The organism is Pseudomonas sp. P105 (genome assembly GCF_032614175.1).
GTDB lineage: Bacteria > Pseudomonadota > Gammaproteobacteria > Pseudomonadales > Pseudomonadaceae > Aquipseudomonas > Aquipseudomonas rhizophila.
The window spans coordinates 1,155,947-1,177,651 of record NZ_CP126693.1 but is presented as its reverse complement, the minus strand read 5'-3'; the positions used below and the strand labels follow the sequence as shown (position 1 = coordinate 1,177,651).

20 protein-coding genes are annotated in these 21,705 nt (G+C 60.4%); 8 read left to right on the top strand and 12 right to left on the bottom strand.

From position 1 onward, the window contains the following. Positions 1–54 precede the first annotated feature (54 nt). The 10 genes from QOM08_RS05220 to ffh form a co-directional block, all read right to left on the bottom strand. Complete coding sequence (locus QOM08_RS05220) at positions 55–1,425, bottom strand: transporter substrate-binding domain-containing protein (protein WP_316912658.1); 1,371 nt, start codon at positions 1,423–1,425, stop codon at positions 55–57. A gap of 120 nt (positions 1,426–1,545) precedes the next feature. Beyond that, entirely contained in the window at positions 1,546–2,955 is a 1,410-nt protein-coding gene (thrC, locus tag QOM08_RS05215; protein WP_047227507.1) for a threonine synthase, read from the bottom strand. Positions 2,956–3,101: 146 nt separating this feature from the next. Continuing rightward, positions 3,102–4,406 carry a homoserine dehydrogenase gene (locus QOM08_RS05210; RefSeq protein WP_047227506.1) on the bottom strand — a complete coding sequence of 435 codons (1,305 nt, stop codon included), beginning with the start codon at positions 4,404–4,406 and terminating at the stop codon, positions 3,102–3,104. A 132-nt stretch (positions 4,407–4,538) separates the two neighbouring features. After that, entirely contained in the window at positions 4,539–5,270 is a 732-nt protein-coding gene (dsbC, locus tag QOM08_RS05205; RefSeq protein WP_076386216.1) for a bifunctional protein-disulfide isomerase/oxidoreductase DsbC, read from the bottom strand. 236 nt (positions 5,271–5,506) lie between these two features. Continuing rightward, complete coding sequence (gene xerD / locus QOM08_RS05200; protein WP_047227504.1) at positions 5,507–6,403, bottom strand: site-specific tyrosine recombinase XerD; 897 nt, start codon at positions 6,401–6,403, stop codon at positions 5,507–5,509. A 131-nt stretch (positions 6,404–6,534) separates the two neighbouring features. Beyond that, positions 6,535–6,885: a 50S ribosomal protein L19 gene (gene rplS / locus QOM08_RS05195; RefSeq protein WP_003175895.1), complete on the bottom strand. Its 351-nt coding sequence runs from the start codon at positions 6,883–6,885 to the stop codon at positions 6,535–6,537. Positions 6,886–6,894: 9 nt separating this feature from the next. Beyond that, the gene (trmD, locus tag QOM08_RS05190; RefSeq protein ID WP_171061421.1) at positions 6,895–7,704 is read right to left on the bottom strand and encodes a tRNA (guanosine(37)-N1)-methyltransferase TrmD; all 810 of its coding nucleotides are present in this window, start codon (positions 7,702–7,704) and stop codon (positions 6,895–6,897) included. Next, positions 7,686–8,222 carry a ribosome maturation factor RimM gene (rimM, locus tag QOM08_RS05185; RefSeq protein ID WP_047227502.1) on the bottom strand — a complete coding sequence of 179 codons (537 nt, stop codon included), beginning with the start codon at positions 8,220–8,222 and terminating at the stop codon, positions 7,686–7,688. Before rimM ends, trmD begins: the two co-directional genes overlap by 19 nt. Before the next feature lie 5 nt (positions 8,223–8,227). Continuing rightward, complete coding sequence (gene rpsP / locus QOM08_RS05180) at positions 8,228–8,479, bottom strand: 30S ribosomal protein S16 (protein WP_003198088.1); 252 nt, start codon at positions 8,477–8,479, stop codon at positions 8,228–8,230. A 251-nt stretch (positions 8,480–8,730) separates the two neighbouring features. Then, the gene (gene ffh / locus QOM08_RS05175; protein WP_047227501.1) at positions 8,731–10,107 is read right to left on the bottom strand and encodes a signal recognition particle protein; all 1,377 of its coding nucleotides are present in this window, start codon (positions 10,105–10,107) and stop codon (positions 8,731–8,733) included. A 207-nt stretch (positions 10,108–10,314) separates the two neighbouring features. On the opposite strand from ffh, the gene QOM08_RS05170 reads away from it, so the two are divergent. The 8 genes from QOM08_RS05170 (at position 10,315) to cmoB (ending at position 19,463) form a co-directional block, all read left to right on the top strand. After that, entirely contained in the window at positions 10,315–11,127 is an 813-nt protein-coding gene (locus QOM08_RS05170) for an inner membrane protein YpjD (RefSeq protein WP_214915688.1), read from the top strand. A 12-nt stretch (positions 11,128–11,139) separates the two neighbouring features. Next, entirely contained in the window at positions 11,140–12,381 is a 1,242-nt protein-coding gene (locus tag QOM08_RS05165) for an HlyC/CorC family transporter (RefSeq protein WP_316912657.1), read from the top strand. Positions 12,382–12,553: 172 nt separating this feature from the next. After that, positions 12,554–13,867 carry an MFS transporter gene (locus tag QOM08_RS05160; protein WP_316912656.1) on the top strand — a complete coding sequence of 438 codons (1,314 nt, stop codon included), beginning with the start codon at positions 12,554–12,556 and terminating at the stop codon, positions 13,865–13,867. A gap of 150 nt (positions 13,868–14,017) precedes the next feature. After that, on the top strand, positions 14,018–16,432 hold the full coding sequence (lon, locus tag QOM08_RS05155) for an endopeptidase La (RefSeq protein WP_047227497.1): 2,415 nt from the start codon (positions 14,018–14,020) through the stop codon (positions 16,430–16,432). Positions 16,433–16,640: 208 nt separating this feature from the next. Then, positions 16,641–17,033: a protease inhibitor I42 family protein gene (locus QOM08_RS05150; protein ID WP_107321546.1), complete on the top strand. Its 393-nt coding sequence runs from the start codon at positions 16,641–16,643 to the stop codon at positions 17,031–17,033. Between the two features lie 2 nt (positions 17,034–17,035). Continuing rightward, positions 17,036–17,671 (top strand): lysoplasmalogenase, encoded by a 636-nt coding sequence (locus QOM08_RS05145; RefSeq protein WP_316912655.1) that lies wholly within the window; start codon positions 17,036–17,038, stop codon positions 17,669–17,671. 95 nt (positions 17,672–17,766) lie between these two features. Beyond that, a complete protein-coding gene (gene cmoA / locus QOM08_RS05140) occupies positions 17,767–18,510 on the top strand; it encodes a carboxy-S-adenosyl-L-methionine synthase CmoA (RefSeq protein WP_316912654.1) in 744 nt (247 codons plus the stop codon). Beyond that, the gene (cmoB, locus tag QOM08_RS05135; protein ID WP_316912653.1) at positions 18,507–19,463 is read left to right on the top strand and encodes a tRNA 5-methoxyuridine(34)/uridine 5-oxyacetic acid(34) synthase CmoB; all 957 of its coding nucleotides are present in this window, start codon (positions 18,507–18,509) and stop codon (positions 19,461–19,463) included. The genes cmoA and cmoB overlap by 4 nt, the downstream gene beginning before the upstream one ends. Before the next feature lie 260 nt (positions 19,464–19,723). Here cmoB and tadA read toward each other — a convergent pair whose 3' ends face one another. Continuing rightward, positions 19,724–20,221: a tRNA adenosine(34) deaminase TadA gene (gene tadA / locus QOM08_RS05130; RefSeq protein WP_316912652.1), complete on the bottom strand. Its 498-nt coding sequence runs from the start codon at positions 20,219–20,221 to the stop codon at positions 19,724–19,726. Next, positions 20,221–21,597, bottom strand: a complete 1,377-nt coding sequence (locus QOM08_RS05125) for a multicopper oxidase family protein (RefSeq protein WP_316912651.1) — start codon at positions 21,595–21,597, stop codon at positions 20,221–20,223. The genes tadA and QOM08_RS05125 overlap by 1 nt, the downstream gene beginning before the upstream one ends. Between the last annotated feature and the right edge of the window lie 108 nt (positions 21,598–21,705).

Below are 21,705 nucleotides of genomic sequence, written 5' to 3'. Positions count from 1 at the left end.
TGACAGGCAAACAACAGCTACCGCTTGAAGACATTTCCTCACGAGCAGCCTGCATCAAGCCAGCAATGGCTCAGCGCGGTTCCACCGGCGCCCGACATCGATCCAGCCTCCCAGCAAACCGCGCAACTGCCCATCGGCCCCATAAAAAGGCACCGACCAATGATAGATTTTGCGTAATCCACTCCTGAACATCAGTTGACGATCGACGAACCGGGACTGGCCGGTTCGCAGTTGCTCCATGACCTCTCCATGCAGCAGCTCGGCAGTCGCCGGCGGGAACACCGCGGAATCCGTCAGCCGGGTCCCCCGCAACTTTTCAAAGCGCGTCGCGAACTGCTCTTCGTAACTCTTGTTGCACATGATCAGGCGCCCTTCCAGGTCACGAATGAAGATCGGATCGGGGATGGCATCCATCAAGGCCCTCTGGAGCATCAACTGATCATTGAGGACAGCCTCGGCCTTGAGGCGCTGGTCGATTTGTGTCTGCAGGCGGCGGTTCCAGAGCAGGGACAGCAGAGCGAACAACACGACCACCGTCACACACCAATAACCCCAACGGGAAATCCGCAACCAGACCGATGGCGCCTGGCCAGGGGCGATACCGGCCATCCATTTGGAACGCAGCGCCCGCATTTCTTCGGCCGGAAAAGCTTCCAGCGCCTTGTTCAGAATACTCAGCAATGGGAGCAGATCCTGACGCACGGCCAGATAGTCCGGTTCCCACTTGCCCTCCAGACTTCTTCCTACGCGCAATTGTCCCGCCGGATAAAGGTGCACCCCGGTTTCGTTTTCAATGGTGGCGTGGGCCTCCCGGCTCTCCACCAGGGCCCTCGCTTCCCCGTAAGTCTTGACCGTGCGCAACTCGATGGCCGGGTAGTCGCGCCGGATCTGCGCCTCCAATGCATGCCGTGCCGGCAATGCCAGGATCTTGCCATTGAGCTGCTCCAGCGAATCGGGGACGGACTCCCCGTCGCGCCCGACGAATACCCAGCCGGAACCGCCAAAGGCGTGGCTGAAGCTCAGAAAATCCCTGCGTTCGTCGTTCATCGCCAGCGTGGTCGTCATGTCGGCCTCTGCGTTTTCCAGCATCGCCAGCAATTGTTCAGGGGAGAACGACTCCCGATGTACAAACTCAAGGCCTGTCATGCGCGCAATACGCTGGAGAATGTCGTTGTTCAGGCCGTTCCACTGCCCATGCTCATTCTTGAACAGGTACAACGGAAACTGCATCGAGGCCACGATGACCTGCGGGTTTTGCTCGATCCATTTCAATTCCTGCGGATCCAGCACCAACCGTTCGCCGGGGCCGAACGGTGGCGTTTCGTAGGTCGCCAACTGTGCGGCGTCCACCCCCAGTGCCCAATACACCAGGACCAGGCCCATCATCCAGCCCAGGGCTGGTTTGCGTCTGATAAAAAACAACATCTGCATATCCTTCGAGATTACTCGCCCGTCCCTCCAAGGGCGAAAACCCGATCAGTTTGGCATGCAGAAACAAGAAAGCCCGTCAGGAGACGGGCTTCAAAATGTGACAGGTTTCAGCGCTCAGAGAGGCTTGCCGCGGTTGCCATGCTGACTGACAAAGGCCTGCACGGCTTTCAAGTCATTGGGCAACACGGTGCAACGCTCATCTCGCTCAAACAAATCAGAAAGATGTGCAGGTAGTTCGAGCGCTTTTCCTACACCGGCCTTCTCCACCGCTTCCGGAAACTTGACCGGATGAGCAGTGCCCAGGATCACCATCGGAATGTCCAGACTGCGACGGCACTCACGAGCGGCTCTCACACCGATGGCCGTATGCGGATCGAGCAATTCCCCGCTCTGCTCGAACACCTCGGCAATGGTCTCGCAGGTTTGCGCATCATCCACCGCCAGAGAGTCAAACAGCTTGCGCGCTTCGGTCCAGCGCTCAGGCTCGACGCTGAAACCACCGCCCTGCCGGAAGCTGTCCATCAGGCCGGCAATTGCCGCGCCATTGCGACCGTGCAGGTCGAACAGCAAGCGCTCGAAGTTCGACGACACCATGATGTCCATGGACGGCGACAGCGTAGCGTGCAGGGTTTCCTTGACGTACTGGTTGCCGCTCATGAAGCGGTGCAGGATGTCGTTGCGGTTGGTGGCGACGATCAACTGGTTGATCGGCAGCCCCATGTTGCGCGCCAGATAACCGGCAAAGATATCGCCGAAGTTACCCGTAGGCACCGAGAACGATACCGAACGGGCCGGGCCGCCCAGTTGCAGGGCCGCGTGGAAGTAATAAACGATCTGGGCCATGATCCGCGCCCAGTTGATCGAGTTCACTGCGACCAGCCGCGTACCTTTGAGGAAGCTCTGGTCGGCAAAACTGGCCTTGACCATTTCCTGGCAGTCATCGAAGTTGCCTTCGATGGCGATGTTATGGATGTTATCGCCGAAAATCGTCGTCATCTGCCGACGCTGCACTTCCGAGACACGGTTGTGCGGGTGCAGGATGAAAATGTCGACGTTCTCGCAATGCTTGCAGCCTTCGATGGCGGCCGAACCGGTATCGCCGGAAGTGGCACCGACAATCACGACACGCTCGCCACGCTTTTGCAGCACGTAGTCCAGCAGACGACCGAGCAATTGCAGGGCGAAGTCCTTGAAAGCCAGGGTCGGGCCGTGGAACAGCTCCATCACCCATTCGTTACCGTTGAGCTGACGCAACGGCGCGATGGCGTTGTGGGAAAAGACGCCATAGGTCTCTTCCAGGATTTTCTTGAAATCGGCGTCCGGGATGCTGCCGGTGACAAACGGGCGCATGACCCGGAAGGCCAGCTCGTGATACGGCAAGCCGGCCCAGGAGGCGATCTCTTCCTGAGTGAAACGCGGCAGGTTTTCCGGCACATAGAGGCCGCCGTCCGTGGCCAGGCCGGCCAACAGGACATCTTCGAAATTCAGGGCCGGTGCCTGGCCGCGGGTGCTGATATAGCGCATGGGGGCAAACCTTTGGTTTGAGCTTCGAGCGTCAAGCTGCAAGCTACAAGTTAAAAGCAGCCGGGCTTTTATTTGTAGCTTGCAGCTCATGGCTTGCAGCTGTATTGATTTAACTTGCAGCTTTTAGCTTGGAGCTTGTAGCTGCTTCAATTCAAATGCTCGACGCGGATACGGACCACCGGCCCGACGACGCCCTGGAGAGCCTCCAACGCGGTGATCGCGTCGTTGATGCGCTGCTCGACCACTCGGTGGGTCAGCAGGATCATCGGCACCAGGCCATCGTGCTCCTCGACTTCCTTCTGCATGATCGACTCGATGTTGATGCCGCGCTCCGAAAGGATGCTCGCCACCTGAGCCAGTACCCCTGGGTGGTCCTTGGCCTGGATACGCAGGTAGTAGGCACTTTCGCATGCTTCGATCGGAAGAATCGGATGATCCGACAGCGAGTCCGGCTGGAAAGCCAGGTGCGGCACACGGTTCTCCGGGTCGGAGGTCATCGCACGCACCACATCCACCAGGTCGGCCACCACCGAGGAAGCGGTCGGTTCCATGCCGGCGCCAGCACCGTAGAACAGCGTGGAGCCCGCGGCGTCGCCGTTGACCATCACAGCGTTCATCACGCCGTTGACGTTGGCGATCAGGCGATCGGCCGGGATCAAGGTCGGGTGCACGCGCAGCTCAATGCCACTGGCCGTGCTACGGGCTACGCCCAGGTGTTTGATGCGGTAGCCCAAGGCTTCAGCGTAGTTCACGTCAGCGGTGGTCAGCTTGGTGATGCCTTCGGTGTAGGCCTTGTCGAATTGCAGCGGAATACCAAAGGCGATAGACGCCAGGATCGTCAGCTTGTGCGCCGCGTCGATGCCTTCCACGTCAAAGGTCGGATCGGCTTCTGCGTAACCCAGGGCCTGGGCCTCGGCGAGCACGTCTTCGAAGGTGCGACCCTTTTCGCGCATCTCGGTGAGAATGAAGTTCCCGGTGCCGTTGATGATCCCGGCGACCCAGTTGATGCGGTTGGCCGAAAGGCCTTCGCGGATCGCCTTGATCACCGGAATGCCACCGGCCACGGCGGCTTCGAACGCAACGATCACGCCCTTTTCCCGCGCCTTGGCGAAAATCTCATTACCGTGAACAGCGATAAGCGCCTTGTTCGCGGTGACCACATGCTTGCCATTCTCGATGGCCTTGAGTACCAGCTCGCGGGCAACGGTATAGCCGCCCATCAGCTCTATGACGATGTCGATCTCAGGGTTCGTGGCCACTTCGAAGACATCGTTGGTAATCGCAATACCGGTCGTCTGGAACTGAGGCTTTGGCGTGCGCATGGCAATTTGTGCCACTTCGATTCCACGCCCGGCACGACGAGCAATTTCCTCGGCGTTGCGCTGAAGTACGTTGAAGGTGCCGCCACCGACGGTACCTAACCCACAGATGCCTACTTTGACCGGATTCACTCTTGACTCCCCATGAAACGGCCGACGCAAGGTCGGCCGTGAAATACAGCCGCGCAGCAACGCGACTTTGTGTTTAACGGCCCGACGAAGGTTTTCGCCGAGCCGTGATCTTCATAAACGCACTGCCCATGATCATTTGGCACCAAGGGCCAGTTTGGCGACTTGTGGCGCCGGCTGGTAGCCCGGAATCACCTGGCCGTCCGCCAAAACGATGGCCGGCGTACCGTTCACACCGATGGACTGACCGAGGGCGAACTGCTTGGAAACCGGGTTTTCGCACTTGGCGGCCTTGATTTCCTTGCCATCGACCATCTTGTCCATGGCCGCTTTTTTGTCCTTGGAGCACCAGACCGCCTGCAACTGCTCATCACCCGGTGAACCCAGGCCCTGGCGCGGAAACGCCACATAGCGCACTTCGATGCCGCGCTTGTTCAGCTCCGGCACTTCGGCGTGCAGCTTGTGGCAATACGGGCAGGTGGTGTCGGTGAAAACGGTGATGTGGGACTTGGTTTCGCCGACCGCCGGGTAAACCACGGTTTCGGCAACAGGAATGCCGTTGATCAGCTTGGAAATGCCCTGGCGTTCGGTCTTCTCGGTGAGGTTGACCGGCTTGCCATCCTTGAGCTCGAACAGATTGCCCTGGACGATGTACTGACCGTCGGCGCTGGCGTAGAGCACGCGGCTGCCCTGGAGCTTGACTTCATACAGGCCGGACATGGGGCTGGCGGTGATGGTTTCGATCGGCACCTCCATCTGAAGGTTTTCCAGGCTCTTGCGGATAGCCTTGTCGGCCGCGTCGTCGGCGATGGCAACAGTACTGGCCAACGCAATGGCGGCGGCGGTGAACATCTGGATCAAACGCATGGGAGCTCCTGAGACGGACAAATGGGACGGGGAACGCCGACCGGCAGATTCGGGTTCCAACCGCCCACTGTGCAAACCGGCAAAGCCTACCACATAAGGCCCGCATGGCCGAATGCCGGTGATACAAGGCATATGGATGCCTTTTTTTTCTGTGTGCTGGCGTGGGTTCCCATATCTGGCGCTCACCACAACTCCCACATGGGCTATCGGGTACTCATCAATCCAGGGATCTTCATTCAGCCTCGGGGGTGATGCTTGGCGTGCAGATCCTGCAACCGCGCCCGAGCCACATGGGTGTAGATCTGAGTGGTGGACAGGTCGCTGTGGCCCAGCAGCATCTGCACCACACGCAAGTCGGCGCCGTGGTTGAGCAGGTGCGTGGCGAAGGCATGGCGCAAGGTGTGTGGGGACAGTGACTTGCCGATCCCGGCCACCTTGGCCTGGTGCTTGATGCGGTGCCAGAAGGTCTGGCGGGTCATCTGCTCGCCGCGCAGGCTGGGAAACAGCACGTCGCTGGGGCGCCCGCCCAGCAGTTCATGACGCGCATCGCGCATGTAGCGCTCGACCCAGACGATTGCCTCTTCGCCCATGGGCACCAGACGCTCCTTGCTGCCTTTGCCCATCACCCGCAGCACGCCTTGACGCAGGTTGACCTGCTCCAGCGTGAGACTGATCAGCTCGGTGACCCGCAGGCCGCATGCGTACAAAACCTCCAGCATGGCCCGGTCGCGCTGACCGATGGCTTCGCTGAGATCCGGCGCCGCCAGCAGCGCCTCTACATCAGCTTCAGACAGGGACTTGGGTAACGGTCGCCCCAGCTGCGGCATCTCCACGCGCAAGGTCGGATCCACCGCAATCAGCTTTTCCCGCAGTAAATAACGATAAAACCCACGCAAACCCGAGAGAAACCGTGCGGTCGAGCGCGGCTTGTAGTTCTGCTCCAGGCGCCACGCCAGGTGATCGAGGATCAACTCTCGCCCGGCATTGGCCAGCTCCAGGCCTTGTTCCTGCAACCAGCCATTGAACAGCGCCAAGTCGCTGCGATAGGCATCGCGGGTGTTGTCGGACAGCCCCTTCTCCAGCCATAGGGCGTCGAGAAACTGGTCTATCAGCGGGTGATCAATGGCTGGCATAAAAACTCATGAGGGATGCGTGCGTACGCGGCATCGAAATGGAAATGATGAGATGCAGGGTGCTCAAAGACCAAATCGCAGGCAACAAAAAAGCAGCCCGCAGGCTGCTTTTTTTGCATCGGAAGCTGGACTTAAGCCAGTTTTTCCTTGATGCGAGCTGCTTTACCGGACAGGTCACGCAGGTAGTACAGCTTGGCTTTACGTACGTCACCGCGACGCTTGACAGCCATGCTGTCGATTTGCGGGCTGTAGGTCTGGAAAGTACGCTCTACGCCAACACCGTTGGAGATTTTACGAACGGTGAATGCACTGTTTACGCCGCGGTTACGCTTGGCGATAACAACGCCTTCGAACGCTTGCAGACGCGAACGGTCGCCTTCCTTCACTTTCACCTGAACGACAATGGTGTCGCCCGGGGCAAAGGTAGGGATTTCTTTGGTCATCTGCTCTGCTTCGAGTGCAAGAATGATTTTGTTAGTCATGCTGTGCTCCTAAGGCAAGTCGTCGGACTTACCATCGATACGTTGTGAACTATCGTCCCGCTCGCGGATATATTCCTCGAGCAGCTTCTTCTCTTCTCCAGAAAGCGAGCGGCTTTCCAGAAGATCGGCGCGTCGTTCATAGGTCCGACCAAGGGACTGCTGTAAACGCCAACGCCGGATGTGCGCGTGGTTGCCACTTAGCAACACGTCGGGAACACGCTGATCCGCATACACCTCCGGTCGGGTGTAGTGCGGGCAATCCAGCAGACCATCCGTAAAGGAATCTTCCTCGGCGGAATCTGCATGCCCTAAAGCTCCAGGCAGCAGTCGTGTAACCGCATCGATCAGGACCATCGCCGGCAGCTCGCCGCCAGACAGTACATAGTCGCCAATCGACCACTCTTCATCGACATGAGCTTCAATAAAACGCTCGTCAATGCCTTCATAACGGCCGGCAATCAGGATCAATGCATCCGAATTTGCCAGCTCGCGTACCGCCGACTGAGTCAGCTGACGGCCTTGGGGCGACAGGTAAATCACCTTCGCGCCCTCCCCGGCTGCGGTTCTGGCCTGAACCAGAGCGTCTTCCAGGGGCTTGATCTTCATCACCATGCCCGGACCACCGCCAAACGGGCGATCGTCCACAGTGTGATGCCGATCCGTGGTGTAGTCCCGCGGATTCCAACAGGTAAGCTGCAACAGCTCCTGTTTCACCGCGCGGCTGGTTATGCCGTACTCGCTGATGGCGGAAAACATCTCGGGAAACAACGTGATGACTTCAACGCGCAAATTAGCCACGTTTAGAAATCCGCATCCCATTCCACCTTCATCTCGCCTGCTGCAAGGTCGACGGCCAACACGCATTGCTCGGTATAGGGCAACAGGCGTTCGCGATCATCCAGGCTGCCGACGCAAGGCTTGACCACCATGACATCGTTCGAACCGGTCTCGAGCAGGTGATCGATTTTCCCGAGCAATTGCCCGAGGTGGTCGATGACCTTCAGACCCACCAGCTGGTACCAGTAGTACTCGCCGTCGGTCAGTTCAGGGAACAGGTTGCGTGGCACGCAGATCTCAAAACCGGCCAGAAGACGCGCTTCTTCACGATCATCGAGATCCTTGAGCTTTGCGACCAGGAACTTGTCGTTCCCACGTCCGCTGACCAGCTCAACCTGTTTCACGCTACCTTCGCGCTTGAGCGTCCAGGTTTTGTAGTCCAACAGGTTTTTGATCGGATCAGTAAAGGAATACACCTTCACTTCGCCGCGAACGCCATGAACAGAATAGATTTTGCCGACAACGATCAAATCATCAGCATCTTTTGGCGTCGCGTTCATATTGCTCAGGCCGCAGCCTTAGCCGATTCCTTCAACAACTGAGCAACACGCTCAGAAGGTTGTGCACCAACGCTCAGCCAGTAGGCTACGCGCTCTTGGTTCACGGACAGACGAACTTCCTGACCACGGGCAACAGGGTTGAAGAAACCAACCTGCTCCTTGTGGGAACCGTCACGCGGGTTGCGGCTGTCGGTTACGGTCAGGTGGTAAAACGGGCGCTTTTTGGAGCCGCCAAGGGCAAGACGGATTGTTAGCATGTGAACATCGTTCCTGTAGTCGGTGCTGCAAATCTAAATGCACAGCGGGCATAGGTGCCCGAAAGGCCGCATATTCTAAGGAATATCCGGACTTTTGCAAATGTCTTTTTCCGGCGCCTGGCGCCATGCGATCAAGATTTGCCATAGAGCCGTCATGAAAAACGGCAGGTCAGCTCCCGTGCAGCACGGGTTTGCTGGAGATCCCCGCATCCGTGCGGGGCAACACCGGCATGACAGCCGGCGCAGATTCTTTACATTTTCGGCATGCCGCCGCCGGGCAACATACCGCCCATGCCGCGCATCATCTTGGCCATCCCGCCCTTGGCGGAGAATTTCTTCATCATCTTCTGCATCTGCTTGTGCTGCTTGATCAAGCGACCGATGTCCTGCACCTGGGTACCGGACCCCATGGCGATGCGGCGTTTGCGCGAACCGCTGATCAGCTCAGGGTCGCGGCGCTCGGCCGGGGTCATGGAGTTGATGATGGCTTCCATCTGCTTGAACTGCTTTTCAGCCGCGCCCTGGGCATTGCCCATCTGCGCCAGGTTCACGCCACCGATGCTCGGCAGTTTGTCCATGAGGCCGCCGAGGCCGCCCATGTTCTTCATTTGTTGCAGCTGATCGCGGAAGTCTTCGAGGTCGAAGCCCTTGCCCTTCTTCAGCTTCTTGGCCAGTTTGTCGGCCTTGTCCTTGTCGAGGGTCTGCTCGGCCTGCTCGATGAGGCTGAGCACGTCGCCCATGCCGAGGATCCGCGAGGCAATACGCTCGGGATGGAACGGCTCGAGCGCTTCGCTCTTCTCGCCCATACCGATGAACTTGATCGGCTTGCCAGTGATGGCACGGACCGACAGCGCGGCACCGCCACGGGCATCACCGTCGACCTTGGTCAGGATCACGCCGGTCAGCGGCAGCGCATCACCGAACGCCTTGGCGGTGTTGGCCGCGTCCTGGCCGGTCATGGCATCGACCACGAACAGGGTTTCCACCGGGTTGATCGCGGCATGCAAAGCCTTGATCTCGCCCATCATCTCTTCGTCGATGTGCAGGCGACCGGCGGTATCGACGATGACCACGTCGATGAATTTCAGTTTTGCTTCTTTAATAGCCGCCTGGGCGATGTCCACCGGCTTCTGGCTCAGGTCGGACGGGAAGAACGTCACGCCGATGTCGTTGGCCAGGGTTTCGAGCTGTTTGATCGCCGCCGGGCGATAGATGTCCGCGGACACCACCATCACCGACTTCTTCTTGCGCTCTTTAAGGAAGCGCGCCAGCTTGCCGGCCGTGGTGGTCTTGCCCGCGCCCTGCAGGCCGGCCATCAGCACCACCGCTGGCGGCACGGCGCTCAGGTTCAGGTCTTCGTTGGCAGCGCCCATCAGGCTTTCGAGTTCGGCCTGGACGATCTTCACGAACGCCTGGCCCGGCGTCAGGCTGCGCGACACCTCGGCGCCGACGGCGCGTTCCTTGACCGAATTGACGAAGTCCTTGACCACCGGCAGGGCGACGTCGGCTTCGAGCAACGCCATGCGCACTTCGCGCAGGGTGTCTTTGATGTTGTCCTCGGTCAGCTTCGCCTTGCCGGTAACATGGCGCAGCGTCTGCGAGAGACGGTCGGTTAGGTTTTCAAACATGCGCGATCCTTTCAGGCCCAGATAAGACCGGGATAATGGCGGCCCAGACCGTAAAAAATGTGCTCGGCGAGCCTGCGGCGTGGGCAGGTCGCGGATTATAGCGAAGACTGCGCCCGGCGCACACCTCGCCGTCAGTTGCGCTGGTCTTTCGTGCGATGGGGATTCTATGCCAAACTCAGCGCCTTTCGGGCCTGCCTAACAGGATTTATGCTCCCCTTGTCACCCAGTTTGCTTGCCTCCCTCGCCGCCGCTTGTCTTTACGCCGCTGCGACCTTCTATCAAGGCTCCCGCCTGGCCACCGGCGCCAAGGCGAACAAACGCCTGCTGGTCATGCTTGGCGTGCTGGCGGTGCTCGGCCACGCGGCCAGCCTTTATACCCACCTGATGACGCCCATTGGCCTGGGCCTGGACTTCTTCAACGCCGCCAGCCTCATTGCCGTGGCCGTGATCGCCCTGACGCTGCTGGCCTGTTCACGCATCCCGGTGGAAAACCTGCTGGTGCTGCTTTTCCCGCTGGGCCTGGCCACGGTGCTGCTGGCGCAATTCGCGCCGTCGGGCACGGTACAGATCATCGATGAAGAACCGGGCATCCTGGCCCACATCCTGCTTTCGATCCTCGCTTACGGCCTGTTCACCATCGCGGTGTTCCAGGCCTTGCTGCTGCTGGTGCAGGATCACCAGCTCAAGCACAAGCACCCTTCCGGGCTGATCCGCAACTTCCCGCCCTTGCAGACCATGGAAAGCCTGTTGTTCGGCTTCCTCTGGGCCGGCTGGACGCTGCTGTCGCTGTCGCTGATCTCTGGCTGGCTGTTCGTCGAAAACCTGTTCGCCCAGCACCTGGTGCACAAAACCCTGCTGGCGTGCCTGGCGTGGGTGGTGTTCAGCGTACTGCTGTGGGGCCGAAATCGTCTGGGCTGGCGCGGCCATAAAGCCATTCGCTGGACCCTGGCCGGTTTCTGCCTGCTGATGCTGGCGTACTTCGGCAGCAAGCTGGTTCGTGAATACATTCTGCATGTCTGACGGACGCCTCTGATGGATATGTTGCCCGTGGGCCCGCTGTTCGCTGTACTGGTCGTGCTGATCCTCTGGTCCGCCCTGTTCACGGCCATCGAAGCCGCCCAGCAGCACTTGCTGGCCCAACGCAAGGCTTCACGCGCCGGTGACAAACCGCTGGCCAAGCTGAGTTTCCCCCGGGACAGTCTGATTCTGTGCAATACCCTCTGCCGCGCCCTCGCGGTGGTGATCGGAACACTGCTGGCAATTTTTACCTGGCTGCAACACGGCCCCTTGGTAGCCTGGCTCGGTACCAGCGCGGCTCTGCTGGTCTTTGCCGATTACCTGCCGCGCACCCTGGCCACCCGCCACCCCGATGCGGTGCTGGCGTTGGGCAACGCCTTGCTTGGCGTGCCGTTGAAGATTCTTTATCCATTTGCCTGGCTGTTGAATGGCATCAGTCAATTGCTGGTGCGTCCGTTTGCCCGCCAGGCAAGCGTGGTACAGCAAAACGACGATGAAATGCCCACACCCGCGCGCAACGATCACGAACCCGAACACAACAGCGGTCGACCGCATCCGGTTTCCGGCATCCATGCCCTGGACAACATTACCGTCAACGATATTCTCGTGCCCCGCAGTGAGGTCGATGGCATTAACCTCGACGACCCCATCGGCGACATCATTGAACAGTTGCGCCTGAACCGCCGTACTCGCCTGCCGGTGTTTCACAGCGACATCAACCAGGTCGAAGCGGTGCTCAACACCCGCCAGATCCGCCACCTGCTCAAGGATGCGAGCCTGACCCAGGAAGCACTGCTGGCTGCCTGCCACGAACCCTACTTCGTTCCCGAAAGCACGCCACTGCAGCTGCAATTGCTGAACTTCCACAAGCAGCAACGGCGCCTGGGCATGGTGGTGGACGAATATGGCGAAGTGCTGGGCATTGTCACCCTGGAAGACATCCTTGAAGAAATCGTCGGGGAGTTCGAAAGCGAGCACAGCCTCGACAACCCCCACGTCCATCCCCAGCCTGATGGACGCCTCATGATCGATGGCGCCGCCTCGATCCGCGAACTGAACAGGACCCTGGGCTGGCACCTGCCTTGCGAAGGCCCCAAGACCCTCAACGGCCTGGTGACCGAAGCACTGGAGACCATTCCCGAAAGCCCGGTCTGCCTGAAGATCGGCCGCTATCGGCTGGAAATCATCGAAACCGTGGATAACCGCGTCAGCCAGGTGCTGGTGTGGCACAACAGTTCGGTGCCGCTGGCGTCCTAAGCCCTCGCCACAGGGTTGTGCGCAAGCGCCACTATTGTGTACGGGCTCTCTTGTTGAATCGTTAGCCCCCTTCCTATACTCAACCCGCTTATCCAGCGCGCGCCAGCGAGCCGAGGGAGTTCGACCATAATAATTAGCTCCAACGGAGCACATGACTGTCAGGGATAACCGCATGACAACGACCACTTGCAACGAAGCTGTGTCTGCCCCGCCGACGAACTCCGCCACCCGCGTGGCGACCGCAAGCTTCATCGGCACGGCCATCGAGTTCTATGACTTCTACGTCTACGCCACGGCTGCGGCCCTGGTGATCGGGCCGGTGTTCTTCCCGCAAACCTCAGGCACGGCACAAATGCTCTCGTCCTTCCTGACGTTCGGCATCGCATTCCTCGCTCGCCCGCTGGGTTCGGCGCTGTTCGGCCACTTCGGCGACCGGATCGGGCGCAAGTCCACGCTGGTGGCGTCCCTGCTGCTGATGGGTGTGTGTACCACGCTGATCGGCGTACTGCCCGGTTACGCCAGCATTGGCGCCTGGGCGCCGATCCTGTTGTGCGTGCTGCGTTTTGGCCAGGGGTTGGGCCTGGGCGGTGAATGGGGTGGCGCAGCGTTGCTCGCCACCGAGAACGCGCCCAAGGGCAAACGCGCTTGGTTCGGTATGTTTCCCCAACTGGGGCCCTCGATCGGCTTTCTGGCGGCCAATGGATTGTTCCTGACCCTGGCCATGACCCTGGACGACGAGCAGTTCCGTTCCTGGGGCTGGCGCATCCCGTTCCTGCTCAGTGCGGTGCTGGTGATCGTCGGCCTCTATGTGCGCCTCAAGCTTCATGAAACACCCGTCTTCGCCGATGCCATGGCCCGCCAGGAACGGGTGAAAGTTCCGCTGATCGAGCTGTTCAGCCAGTACTGGGCGCCGACGTTGCTGGGTGCCGCGGCGATGGTGGTGTGTTATGCGCTGTTCTACATCTCGACCGTGTTTTCCCTGAGCTACGGTGTGTCCACCCTCGGCTACAGCCGCGAAACCTTCCTCGGCCTGCTGTGCTTTGCGGTGCTGTTCATGGCCGCCGCGACGCCGCTGTCGGCCTGGGCCAGCGACCGCTACGGGCGCAAACCGATCCTGCTCATCGGGGGAGTGCTGGCGATTGCCTCGGGTTTCCTCATGGAACCGCTGCTGACCCAGGGCACAACCTTGGGCGTGGCGCTGTTCCTGTGCATCGAGCTGTTTCTGATGGGCGTGACCTTCGCCCCCATGGGCGCCTTGCTACCAGAACTGTTTCCCACCCATGTGCGCTATACCGGCGCCTCGGCCGCCTACAACCTGGGCGGCATCGTCGGCGCTTCGGCCGCCCCGTTCTTTGCCCAGAAACTGGTGGCAATGGGCGGTTTGAGCTACGTCGGTGGTTATGTCTCGGGGGCCGCGGTGCTCAGCGTGATCGCGGTACTGTGCCTGAAAGAGACGCGCCATAACGATTTGAACAGGGTCGCCTGAACCCTCGGTGCGGGCCCGGCGACAGGCCCGCACCGAACCTGTCACAAGGCTGAATGCCTTGCAATGAAATAACAGCTAACAATCGCCCACCATTGAAACCACCCCTCACCTGCCCCATCTAAGACCCATACTCCATTGCGCAGGTGCCCCATGAGCGACCAGCACTCTACTGAAGCCACGAACGATTACGCCGACTCCGAACACATCGAACACACCTCCTCCGGCACCGGCCTGGCCCTGCCCGGCCAAAACCTGCCGGACAAGGTCTACATCATTCCAATCCACAATCGCCCGTTCTTCCCGGCCCAAGTGCTGCCAGTCATTGTCAATGAGGAACCTTGGGCTGAAACCCTGGAATTGGTCGCCAAATCCGAACACCATTCCCTGGCGCTGTTTTTCATGGACACGCCCCAGGAAGATCCGCGCCACTTCGACACCTCAGCGCTGCCGCTGTATGGCACGCTGGTCAAGGTGCACCACGCCAGTCGCGAAGGCGGCAAACTGCAGTTCGTTGCCCAGGGCCTGACCCGCGTGCGCATCCGCACCTGGCTCAAGCACCATCGCCCACCGTACCTGGTGGAAGTCGAATACCCGCATCAGCCAAGCGAGCCGACCGACGAGGTCAAGGCTTATGGCATGGCGTTGATCAATGCGATCAAGGAACTGCTTCCACTCAATCCACTGTACAGCGAAGAGCTGAAGAACTATCTCAACCGCTTCAGCCCCAACGACCCGTCGCCCCTGACTGACTTTGCCGCCGCGCTCACCTCGGCCACCGGCAGTGAGTTGCAGGAAGTGCTCGATTGCGTCCCCATGCTCAAGCGCATGGAAAAAGTGCTGCCGATGCTGCGCAAGGAAGTTGAAGTCGCGCGGCTGCAGAAGGAGATTTCTGCCGAGGTCAACAACAAGATTGGCGAGCATCAGCGCGAATTCTTCCTCAAGGAGCAGTTGAAGGTCATCCAGCAGGAGCTGGGGCTGACCAAGGACGATCGCAGCGCCGATATCGAACAATTCGAGCAACGGCTGGAGGGCAAGGACTTGCCGGCCCAGGCGCAAAAGCGCATCGAAGAGGAAATGAACAAGCTCTCGATCCTGGAAACCGGCTCGCCGGAATACGCGGTCACCCGCAATTACCTCGATTGGGCGACGTCGGTGCCGTGGGGCGTGTATGGCCAGGACAAGCTCGACCTCAAGCACGCGCGCAAGGTGCTCGACCAGCACCATGCCGGGCTGGGGGACATCAAGGACCGCATCCTCGAGTTTCTCGCCGTGGGTGCCTATAAAGGCGAAATCAGCGGCTCCATCGTGCTGCTGGTGGGGCCGCCGGGGGTGGGCAAGACCAGTGTTGGCAAGTCCATCGCCGAAACCCTGGGTCGGCCGTTCTACCGTTTCAGCGTCGGCGGCATGCGCGATGAAGCCGAAATCAAGGGCCATCGGCGCACCTACATCGGTGCTCAACCGGGCAAGCTGGTGCAGGCGCTTAAAGATGTCGAAGTGATGAACCCGGTGATCATGCTCGACGAGATCGACAAGATGGGTCAGAGCTACCAGGGCGATCCGGCCTCGGCCTTGCTGGAAACCCTCGACCCGGAGCAGAACGTCGAATTCCTCGATCACTACCTGGACCTGCGCCTGGACCTGTCGAAAGTGCTCTTCGTGTGCACCGCCAACACCCTGGACTCGATCCCTGGCCCGCTGCTGGACCGGATGGAAGTGATTCGCCTGTCCGGCTATATCACCGAAGAGAAGGTCGCCATCGCCAAGCGCCATTTGTGGCCCAAACAACTGGCCAAGGCCGGCGTGTCCAAAGGCAGCCTGAATATCACCGACAGCGCCCTCAAGGCCCTGATCGACGGTTATGCCCGTGAAGCCGGGGTGCGGCAGCTGGAGAAACAGCTGGGCAAGCTGGTGCGCAAGGCGGTGATGAAACTGATCGATGACCCGAAAGCCGTGATCAAGCTCGGGCCCAAGGACCTTGAGGCATCGCTGGGCAAGCCGGTGTTCCGCAACGAGCAAGTGCTGTCCGGCATCGGTGTGATTACCGGCCTGGCCTGGACCAGCATGGGCGGCGCGACGCTGCCGATCGAAGCGACGCGCATCCATACGCTCAATCGCGGCTTCAAGCTCACCGGGCAACTGGGGGAGGTGATGAAAGAGTCAGCGGAAATCGCCCACAGCTACGTCAGCTCGCACTTGAAGCAATTTGGCGGCGATCCGAAGTTCTTCGACGAAGCCTTCGTTCACTTGCACGTACCGGAAGGCGCCACCCCCAAGGACGGTCCGAGTGCCGGGGTGACCATGGCCAGCGCCTTGCTGTCCCTGGCTCGCAACCAGGCGCCGAAAAAAGGCGTGGCCATGACCGGCGAACTGACCCTCACCGGGCACGTGCTGCCGATTGGTGGGGTGCGCGAGAAAGTGATCGCGGCGCGCCGGCAGAAAATCAATGAGCTGATCCTGCCGGAAGCCAACCGGGGCAACTTCGAAGAACTGCCGGACTACCTCAAGGAAGGCGTCACCGTGCACTTCGCCAAGCGGTTTGCCGATGTGGCCAAGGTGTTGTTCTGATAGTCCTGTAGCGCTTGTGCGGGCCTCATCGCGAGCAGGCTCGCTCCCACAGTGGCTTTGTGTTGTTCACAACATGTGTGATCCACACCAACCCTTGTGGGAGCGAGCCTGCTCGCGATAAGGCCATGAGATCCAACACATGCCCCGCTGACACACCCAGTAGCATCTTCGGTTATGCTCGCCGTTCGTCGTGAATGCCGGAGCCCTTATGTCCCTCACCCGCCTGCTCGTCCCTTTCAGCCTCGCCCTGCTGAGTGCCTGCGCCACGCAACCGAAACACAACGTGACCGTGGAAAAACTGAGCCAGTGCCCGGTGCAGCTCACTAACGGCCAGAACCTGATCCTGAATTTGCCCAGCAACCCCAGCACCGGTTATCGCTGGGCGGTCCAGGATTCGGCTGGCGGCGTGCTGAAGGCCTTGGGGCCTGAGGTTTACCGCAACCCGGAAGACGCCGGCATCGTCGGCGCGGCCGGGGTATCAACCTGGCGTTTCCAGGCCTTTGCTGCCGGAACCGGTCGCTTGCGCCTGACTTATCAACAGCCCTGGGCACCTGAAGTGCCGCCGGTGGAAACCTTCGACTGCGCCATTTCGGTGAATTGACCATGGGTTGGCTGATCCTTGCATTGATGGGCGCGGCCACCTATGTGTACGGGCTCACTGTGCATGCCACCCTGCTGTGCCTGCTGGTCAAGCCGATGCCGGTGCTGGCCCTGCTCGGCTGGCTGCACGATGCGCCACCCAGCGAATATCGACGCTGGATCAGCCTGGGCCTGATTTTCTCGCTGGTGGGCGATGTGCTGCTGGCTTGGCCCGGGGATCTGTTCGTGTTCGGCCTTGGCGCGTTTCTGCTGGCGCACCTGGCCTATCTGAAAGCCTACCTCAGCGACTGTCGCCGTCCGGCGTTGCTATCGCTGGCTTTGGCATTCGGGCTTGGCGCAACGCTGCTGGGGATTCTGATATCGAGCGGTCTGGGGCCTTTGCTCGTCCCGGTGATTGTCTACGGCCTGGCCATCAGCGCCATGCTCTGGCGTGCGCTGGCGCGATTGGGCACTGAAGTCCCCGAGCGCTCGGCCTGGCTGGCCGCTGCCGGGGCTCTGGCGTTTGTGTTTTCCGACAGCGTCATTGGCATAAACCGGTTCGTGGCGCCCTTTCATGCCGCGCCTTACCTGATCATCATCAGTTATTGGCTGGGCCAGTGGGGCATTGCGGCGTCGGCCTTCACTCAAAAAAACCACTGAACCAGAGAGCAAGCCCGGCGCTCACAAAGGCTCGCTCCCACAGGTTTTTTGGTTAAAATGCCGGCCTTTTCACCACCCATGCCGCTGGAACTGCCGTGAGCAAAGAACCCGATCGTCTATTCGCCCAGCCCCTGGCCCAGGTGCCTGACTTCGCCTTTAACGAGGACGTGGTGCGGGTGTTTCCGGACATGATCAAGCGTTCGGTGCCGGGTTACCCGACCATCGTCGAGAACCTGGGCGTGCTCGCCGCGCAATTTGCCCAGCCGGGCAGCGTCCTCTACGACCTGGGCTCGTCCCTGGGCGCGGTGACCCAGGCCCTGCGCCGCCATGTGCGCACCGACGGTTGCCGGGTGATTGCGGTGGATAACTCGGCGGCCATGGTCGAGCGCTGCCGCGAGTACCTTAACGGCCAGGACTCGATGTTCCAGGAGTTGCTGCCGGTTGAAGTGATCGAAGGCGACATCCTCGCCCTGACGTTCCAGCCGGCCTCGGTGGTAGCGCTGAACTTCACCCTGCAATTCATCGCGCCGGATCAGCGTACCGCCTTGTTGAGCCGCATCCACCAGTCCCTGCTGCCCGGCGGTGCGTTGATCCTCTCGGAGAAGCTGCGCTTTAACGATGAACAAGAGCACGCGCTGCTCAACGACCTGCATGTGGCGTTCAAGCGCGCCAACGGCTACAGCGAGCTGGAAATCGCCCAGAAGCGCAGCGCCATCGAAAACGTCATGAAGCCCGACAGTCTCGAAGAACACCGCGAACGCCTGCTGGCGGCCGGCTTCTCGAAAGTCGTGCCGTGGTTCCAGTGTCTTAATTTTGCCTCGTTGATTGCCCTGCCATGATTGATCTGTCTCCCCTGGCCCGCCATCTGGCCGGCACACCTCTGGCCGATTGGGCCGCGACGCTGCAAACGCAACTGGAAAGCAAAATGGAAAAGGGTCATGGCGACCTGGAGCGTTGGCAGAGCGCCCTCGATGCCTTGCCGGTGCTGCAACCGACTGAAGTCGACCTGCTGAACGGCCTGACCCTCGATACCGATTGCTCCGACGAAACCCGAGCACAAATGCGTACGGCGCTGATGGGCCTGTCGCCGTGGCGCAAAGGGCCTTTCGACCTGTTTGGCGTGCACGTTGACACCGAATGGCGTTCGGACTGGAAGTGGTCGCGGGTGGCCCCGCACCTGGACCTGACGGGCAAGCGCATTCTCGATGTGGGCTGTGGCAACGGTTACTACATGTGGCGGATGCTCGGCGCCGGCGCAGATACGGTGATCGGTGTCGACCCCAACTGGCTGTTCTTCTGCCAGTTCCAGGCGGTGCAGCGTTACCTTTCGCAGCCCAACGCCTGGCATCTGCCGTTCCCGTTTGAGGCCCTGCCGCCGGAGCTGGAAGGCTTCGACACAGTGTTTTCCATGGGTGTGTTCTACCACCGTCGCTCGCCAATCGAGCATTTGCTGGCGCTCAAGGATTGCCTGGTCAAGGGCGGCGAACTGGTCCTGGAAACCCTGGTGATCGAGGGCGATGAACATCAGGTGCTGGTCCCCGAGGACCGTTACGCACAGATGCGCAACGTGTGGTTCCTGCCCTCGGTACCGGCCCTGGAACGCTGGCTGCGCCGCGCCGGCTTCAGCGATGTGCGCTGCGTGGACGTGAGTTTGACCACCGTGGAAGAACAGCGCAGCACCGAGTGGATGAAGTATCAGTCGCTTAGCGACTTTCTCGATCCCGCCGACCACAGCAAAACTATCGAAGGACTGCCGGCGCCAATGCGGGCGGTGATTGTGGCGCGGAAATAAATCGCCCAGGTACCACAAACCCCCTCTGTGGGAGCGGGCTTGCTCGCGAAGGCGGCAGCACATTCAACATGAATGCAAGCTGACCCACCGCTATCGCGAGCAAGCTCAGCTCCCACAGGGATTGTGGTGAACGCAGGGTCTGTGGACACCCGGGACCCCATGTGGGAGCTGAGCTTGCTCGCGATGGCGGCGAACCATTCAACATCTATGTGACTGACACGCCGCTTTCGCGAGCAAGCCCGCTCCCACAGGGTACAGCGTCAGTCTTGGGGTCTGGCTCTGCGGGCCTTGAAGAACTCGCTCAACACCGCACTGCACTCGTCAGCCAACACCCCGCCCTCGAACATCACCCGGTGATTCAGAAACCCCTGGCTGAAAAACTGCCCCTGGCTCTGCACAATGCCGGCCTTGGGCTCCAGGGCGCCGTAGACGACCCGGGCGATGCGCGAGTGAACGATGAGGCCGGCGCACATGCTGCACGGCTCCAGCGTCACGTAGAGGGTGCTGCCGGGCAGGCGATAGTTGTTCACGGCCTGGGCGGCGGCGCGGATGGCGACCATTTCCGCATGGGCGCTGGGGTCGTGGCCGCTGATCGGGCAGTTGAAGCCGCGGCCGATGATCTCACCGTCCTGCACCAGCACCGCGCCCACCGGCACTTCACCCAAAGCCGCGCCTTGTGCGGCGAGGTTCAGGGCTTCGCGCATGAAATCCTGGTCACGGCTGCGGTCGATGATTTTGGCGGGGCGAATCTGGCGCATCACGCCACCTCGATGGCGGCCATCAGGCCGGTTTCCATGTGGTCGATCACATGGCAATGGAACATCCACACGCCTGGGTTATCCGCCACCAGCGCGACCTGCGCCCGCTCGTTCTTGCCCAGCAGGTAAGTGTCGGTGAAATATGGGATGACCTTGTGCCGGTTGGACGCAATCACTTTGAAGCTCATGCCGTGCAAATGGATCGGATGCTGGTACTGAGTCATGTTCTTCAATTCAAAAATGTAACTCTGGCCTTTTTTCAGCGTGGCGATTGGCCGATCGGCGCAGGTCTTGTCGGTGATGTCCCAGGCCTTGCCGTTGATCTGCCACAAACTCGGTGGTTTGCCGTTGTCGACATTGACCGACACCGAACCGACCCACTCGAAATTGAAGTTGAGTTTCTCGGCATTGGCCAGGTCTGGCTCGGCCACCGGGTTAGGTGGCAACGCAGGCGGCCACTGGGCCGGCGCCTCGTTGTTGGGCACGGAGCGCAAAGTGCCCAGCCGCACCGGACCATTGCGCAATGACAACTCCTCCCCGGCCGCCGGCGCCTTGATCGCCAGGCAAATGCGCATGCCCGGACCCAGCCAGTATTCCTTGCCCAGCGGGCGCGGCTCGATAGGGTTGCCGTCCAACGCATAGATCTGCGCTTCAACGCCGGGGATGTTGATGCGGTAAGTCAGAGTGTTGTCGAGATTGAGCAAACGCACCCGGGTGATCTGTCCGGCCGGCAGATCAATCACCGGCAGCGGCACGCCGTTGATGGTCGACAGACGCCCGGCCGTCCCGCCACGGGCCGCTTCACGGGGAATGCTGAAGGCGACGAACTCGCCTTGCTCATCCACATGCCAGTTCTTGAGGCTGAGGGTTTGTTCGTATTTGAAGCCGGTGGGCTCACGCTCCTCGACAATCAAAGGTCCAACAAGCCCGCGACCGAGCTCTTCGCTGCTGTTGACGTGGGGGTGATACCAATAGCTGCCGGCGTCCGGCACGCGGAATTTGTAATCGAAGTATTCACCCGGCAGCACCGGCAATTGCGAGACATACGGCACACCGTCCATCTCCAGCGGCAGACGGATACCGTGCCAGTGAATGGTGGTCGCAACCGGCAGGTGATTAATGAAGCGCACCCGCAACCATTCGCCCTGACGCACCCGCAATTCAGTACCCGGTGCCGACGGACCAAAAGCCCAGGCCTGGGTCTTGTGCCCGGCCACCAGCTCCACGTCCAGGGGCGCGGCGATCAACTCATAGTCGTGACCGGCCTCGGCATCGGCCATCTTGCCCAACCAATACCGTGACGCGCCCTCCGCCCCTACGCCAACGACAACAAGACCGGCCAGGCCACCGAGTATTTGGCGACGGGTATAGGACATGGAGCTACCACCTCTTGAATCTGCGACGGACCCTGGGGCCCGCAAAAGGCGAATACGATACACCTGCAATTGAGAAATATTAAGTGAAGGATTGTCGCGCCACCCGGT

Bases quoted from the DNA above. Each gene is read 5' to 3' on its own strand.
- ffh (WP_047227501.1), bottom strand. From the start codon at position 10,107: ATGTTTGAAAACCTAACCGACCGTCTCTCGCAGACGCTGCGCCATGTT.
- rimM (WP_047227502.1), bottom strand. From the start codon at position 8,222: ATGAACGCGACGCCAAAAGATGCTGATGATTTGATCGTTGTCGGCAAA.
- QOM08_RS05125 (WP_316912651.1), bottom strand. From the start codon at position 21,597: ATGTCCTATACCCGTCGCCAAATACTCGGTGGCCTGGCCGGTCTTGTT.
- QOM08_RS05150 (WP_107321546.1), top strand. From the start codon at position 16,641: ATGTCCCTCACCCGCCTGCTCGTCCCTTTCAGCCTCGCCCTGCTGAGT.
- tadA (WP_316912652.1), bottom strand. From the start codon at position 20,221: ATGCGCCAGATTCGCCCCGCCAAAATCATCGACCGCAGCCGTGACCAG.
- dsbC (WP_076386216.1), bottom strand. From the start codon at position 5,270: ATGCGTTTGATCCAGATGTTCACCGCCGCCGCCATTGCGTTGGCCAGT.
- QOM08_RS05165 (WP_316912657.1), top strand. From the start codon at position 11,140: ATGGATATGTTGCCCGTGGGCCCGCTGTTCGCTGTACTGGTCGTGCTG.
- cmoB (WP_316912653.1), top strand. From the start codon at position 18,507: ATGATTGATCTGTCTCCCCTGGCCCGCCATCTGGCCGGCACACCTCTG.
- rpsP (WP_003198088.1), bottom strand. From the start codon at position 8,479: ATGCTAACAATCCGTCTTGCCCTTGGCGGCTCCAAAAAGCGCCCGTTT.
- rplS (WP_003175895.1), bottom strand. From the start codon at position 6,885: ATGACTAACAAAATCATTCTTGCACTCGAAGCAGAGCAGATGACCAAA.
- QOM08_RS05170 (WP_214915688.1), top strand. From the start codon at position 10,315: ATGCTCCCCTTGTCACCCAGTTTGCTTGCCTCCCTCGCCGCCGCTTGT.
- thrC (WP_047227507.1), bottom strand. From the start codon at position 2,955: ATGCGCTATATCAGCACCCGCGGCCAGGCACCGGCCCTGAATTTCGAA.
- lon (WP_047227497.1), top strand. From the start codon at position 14,018: ATGAGCGACCAGCACTCTACTGAAGCCACGAACGATTACGCCGACTCC.
- xerD (WP_047227504.1), bottom strand. From the start codon at position 6,403: ATGCCAGCCATTGATCACCCGCTGATAGACCAGTTTCTCGACGCCCTA.
- QOM08_RS05220 (WP_316912658.1), bottom strand. From the start codon at position 1,425: ATGTTGTTTTTTATCAGACGCAAACCAGCCCTGGGCTGGATGATGGGC.
- QOM08_RS05145 (WP_316912655.1), top strand. From the start codon at position 17,036: ATGGGTTGGCTGATCCTTGCATTGATGGGCGCGGCCACCTATGTGTAC.
- trmD (WP_171061421.1), bottom strand. From the start codon at position 7,704: ATGGGATGCGGATTTCTAAACGTGGCTAATTTGCGCGTTGAAGTCATC.
- QOM08_RS05160 (WP_316912656.1), top strand. From the start codon at position 12,554: ATGACAACGACCACTTGCAACGAAGCTGTGTCTGCCCCGCCGACGAAC.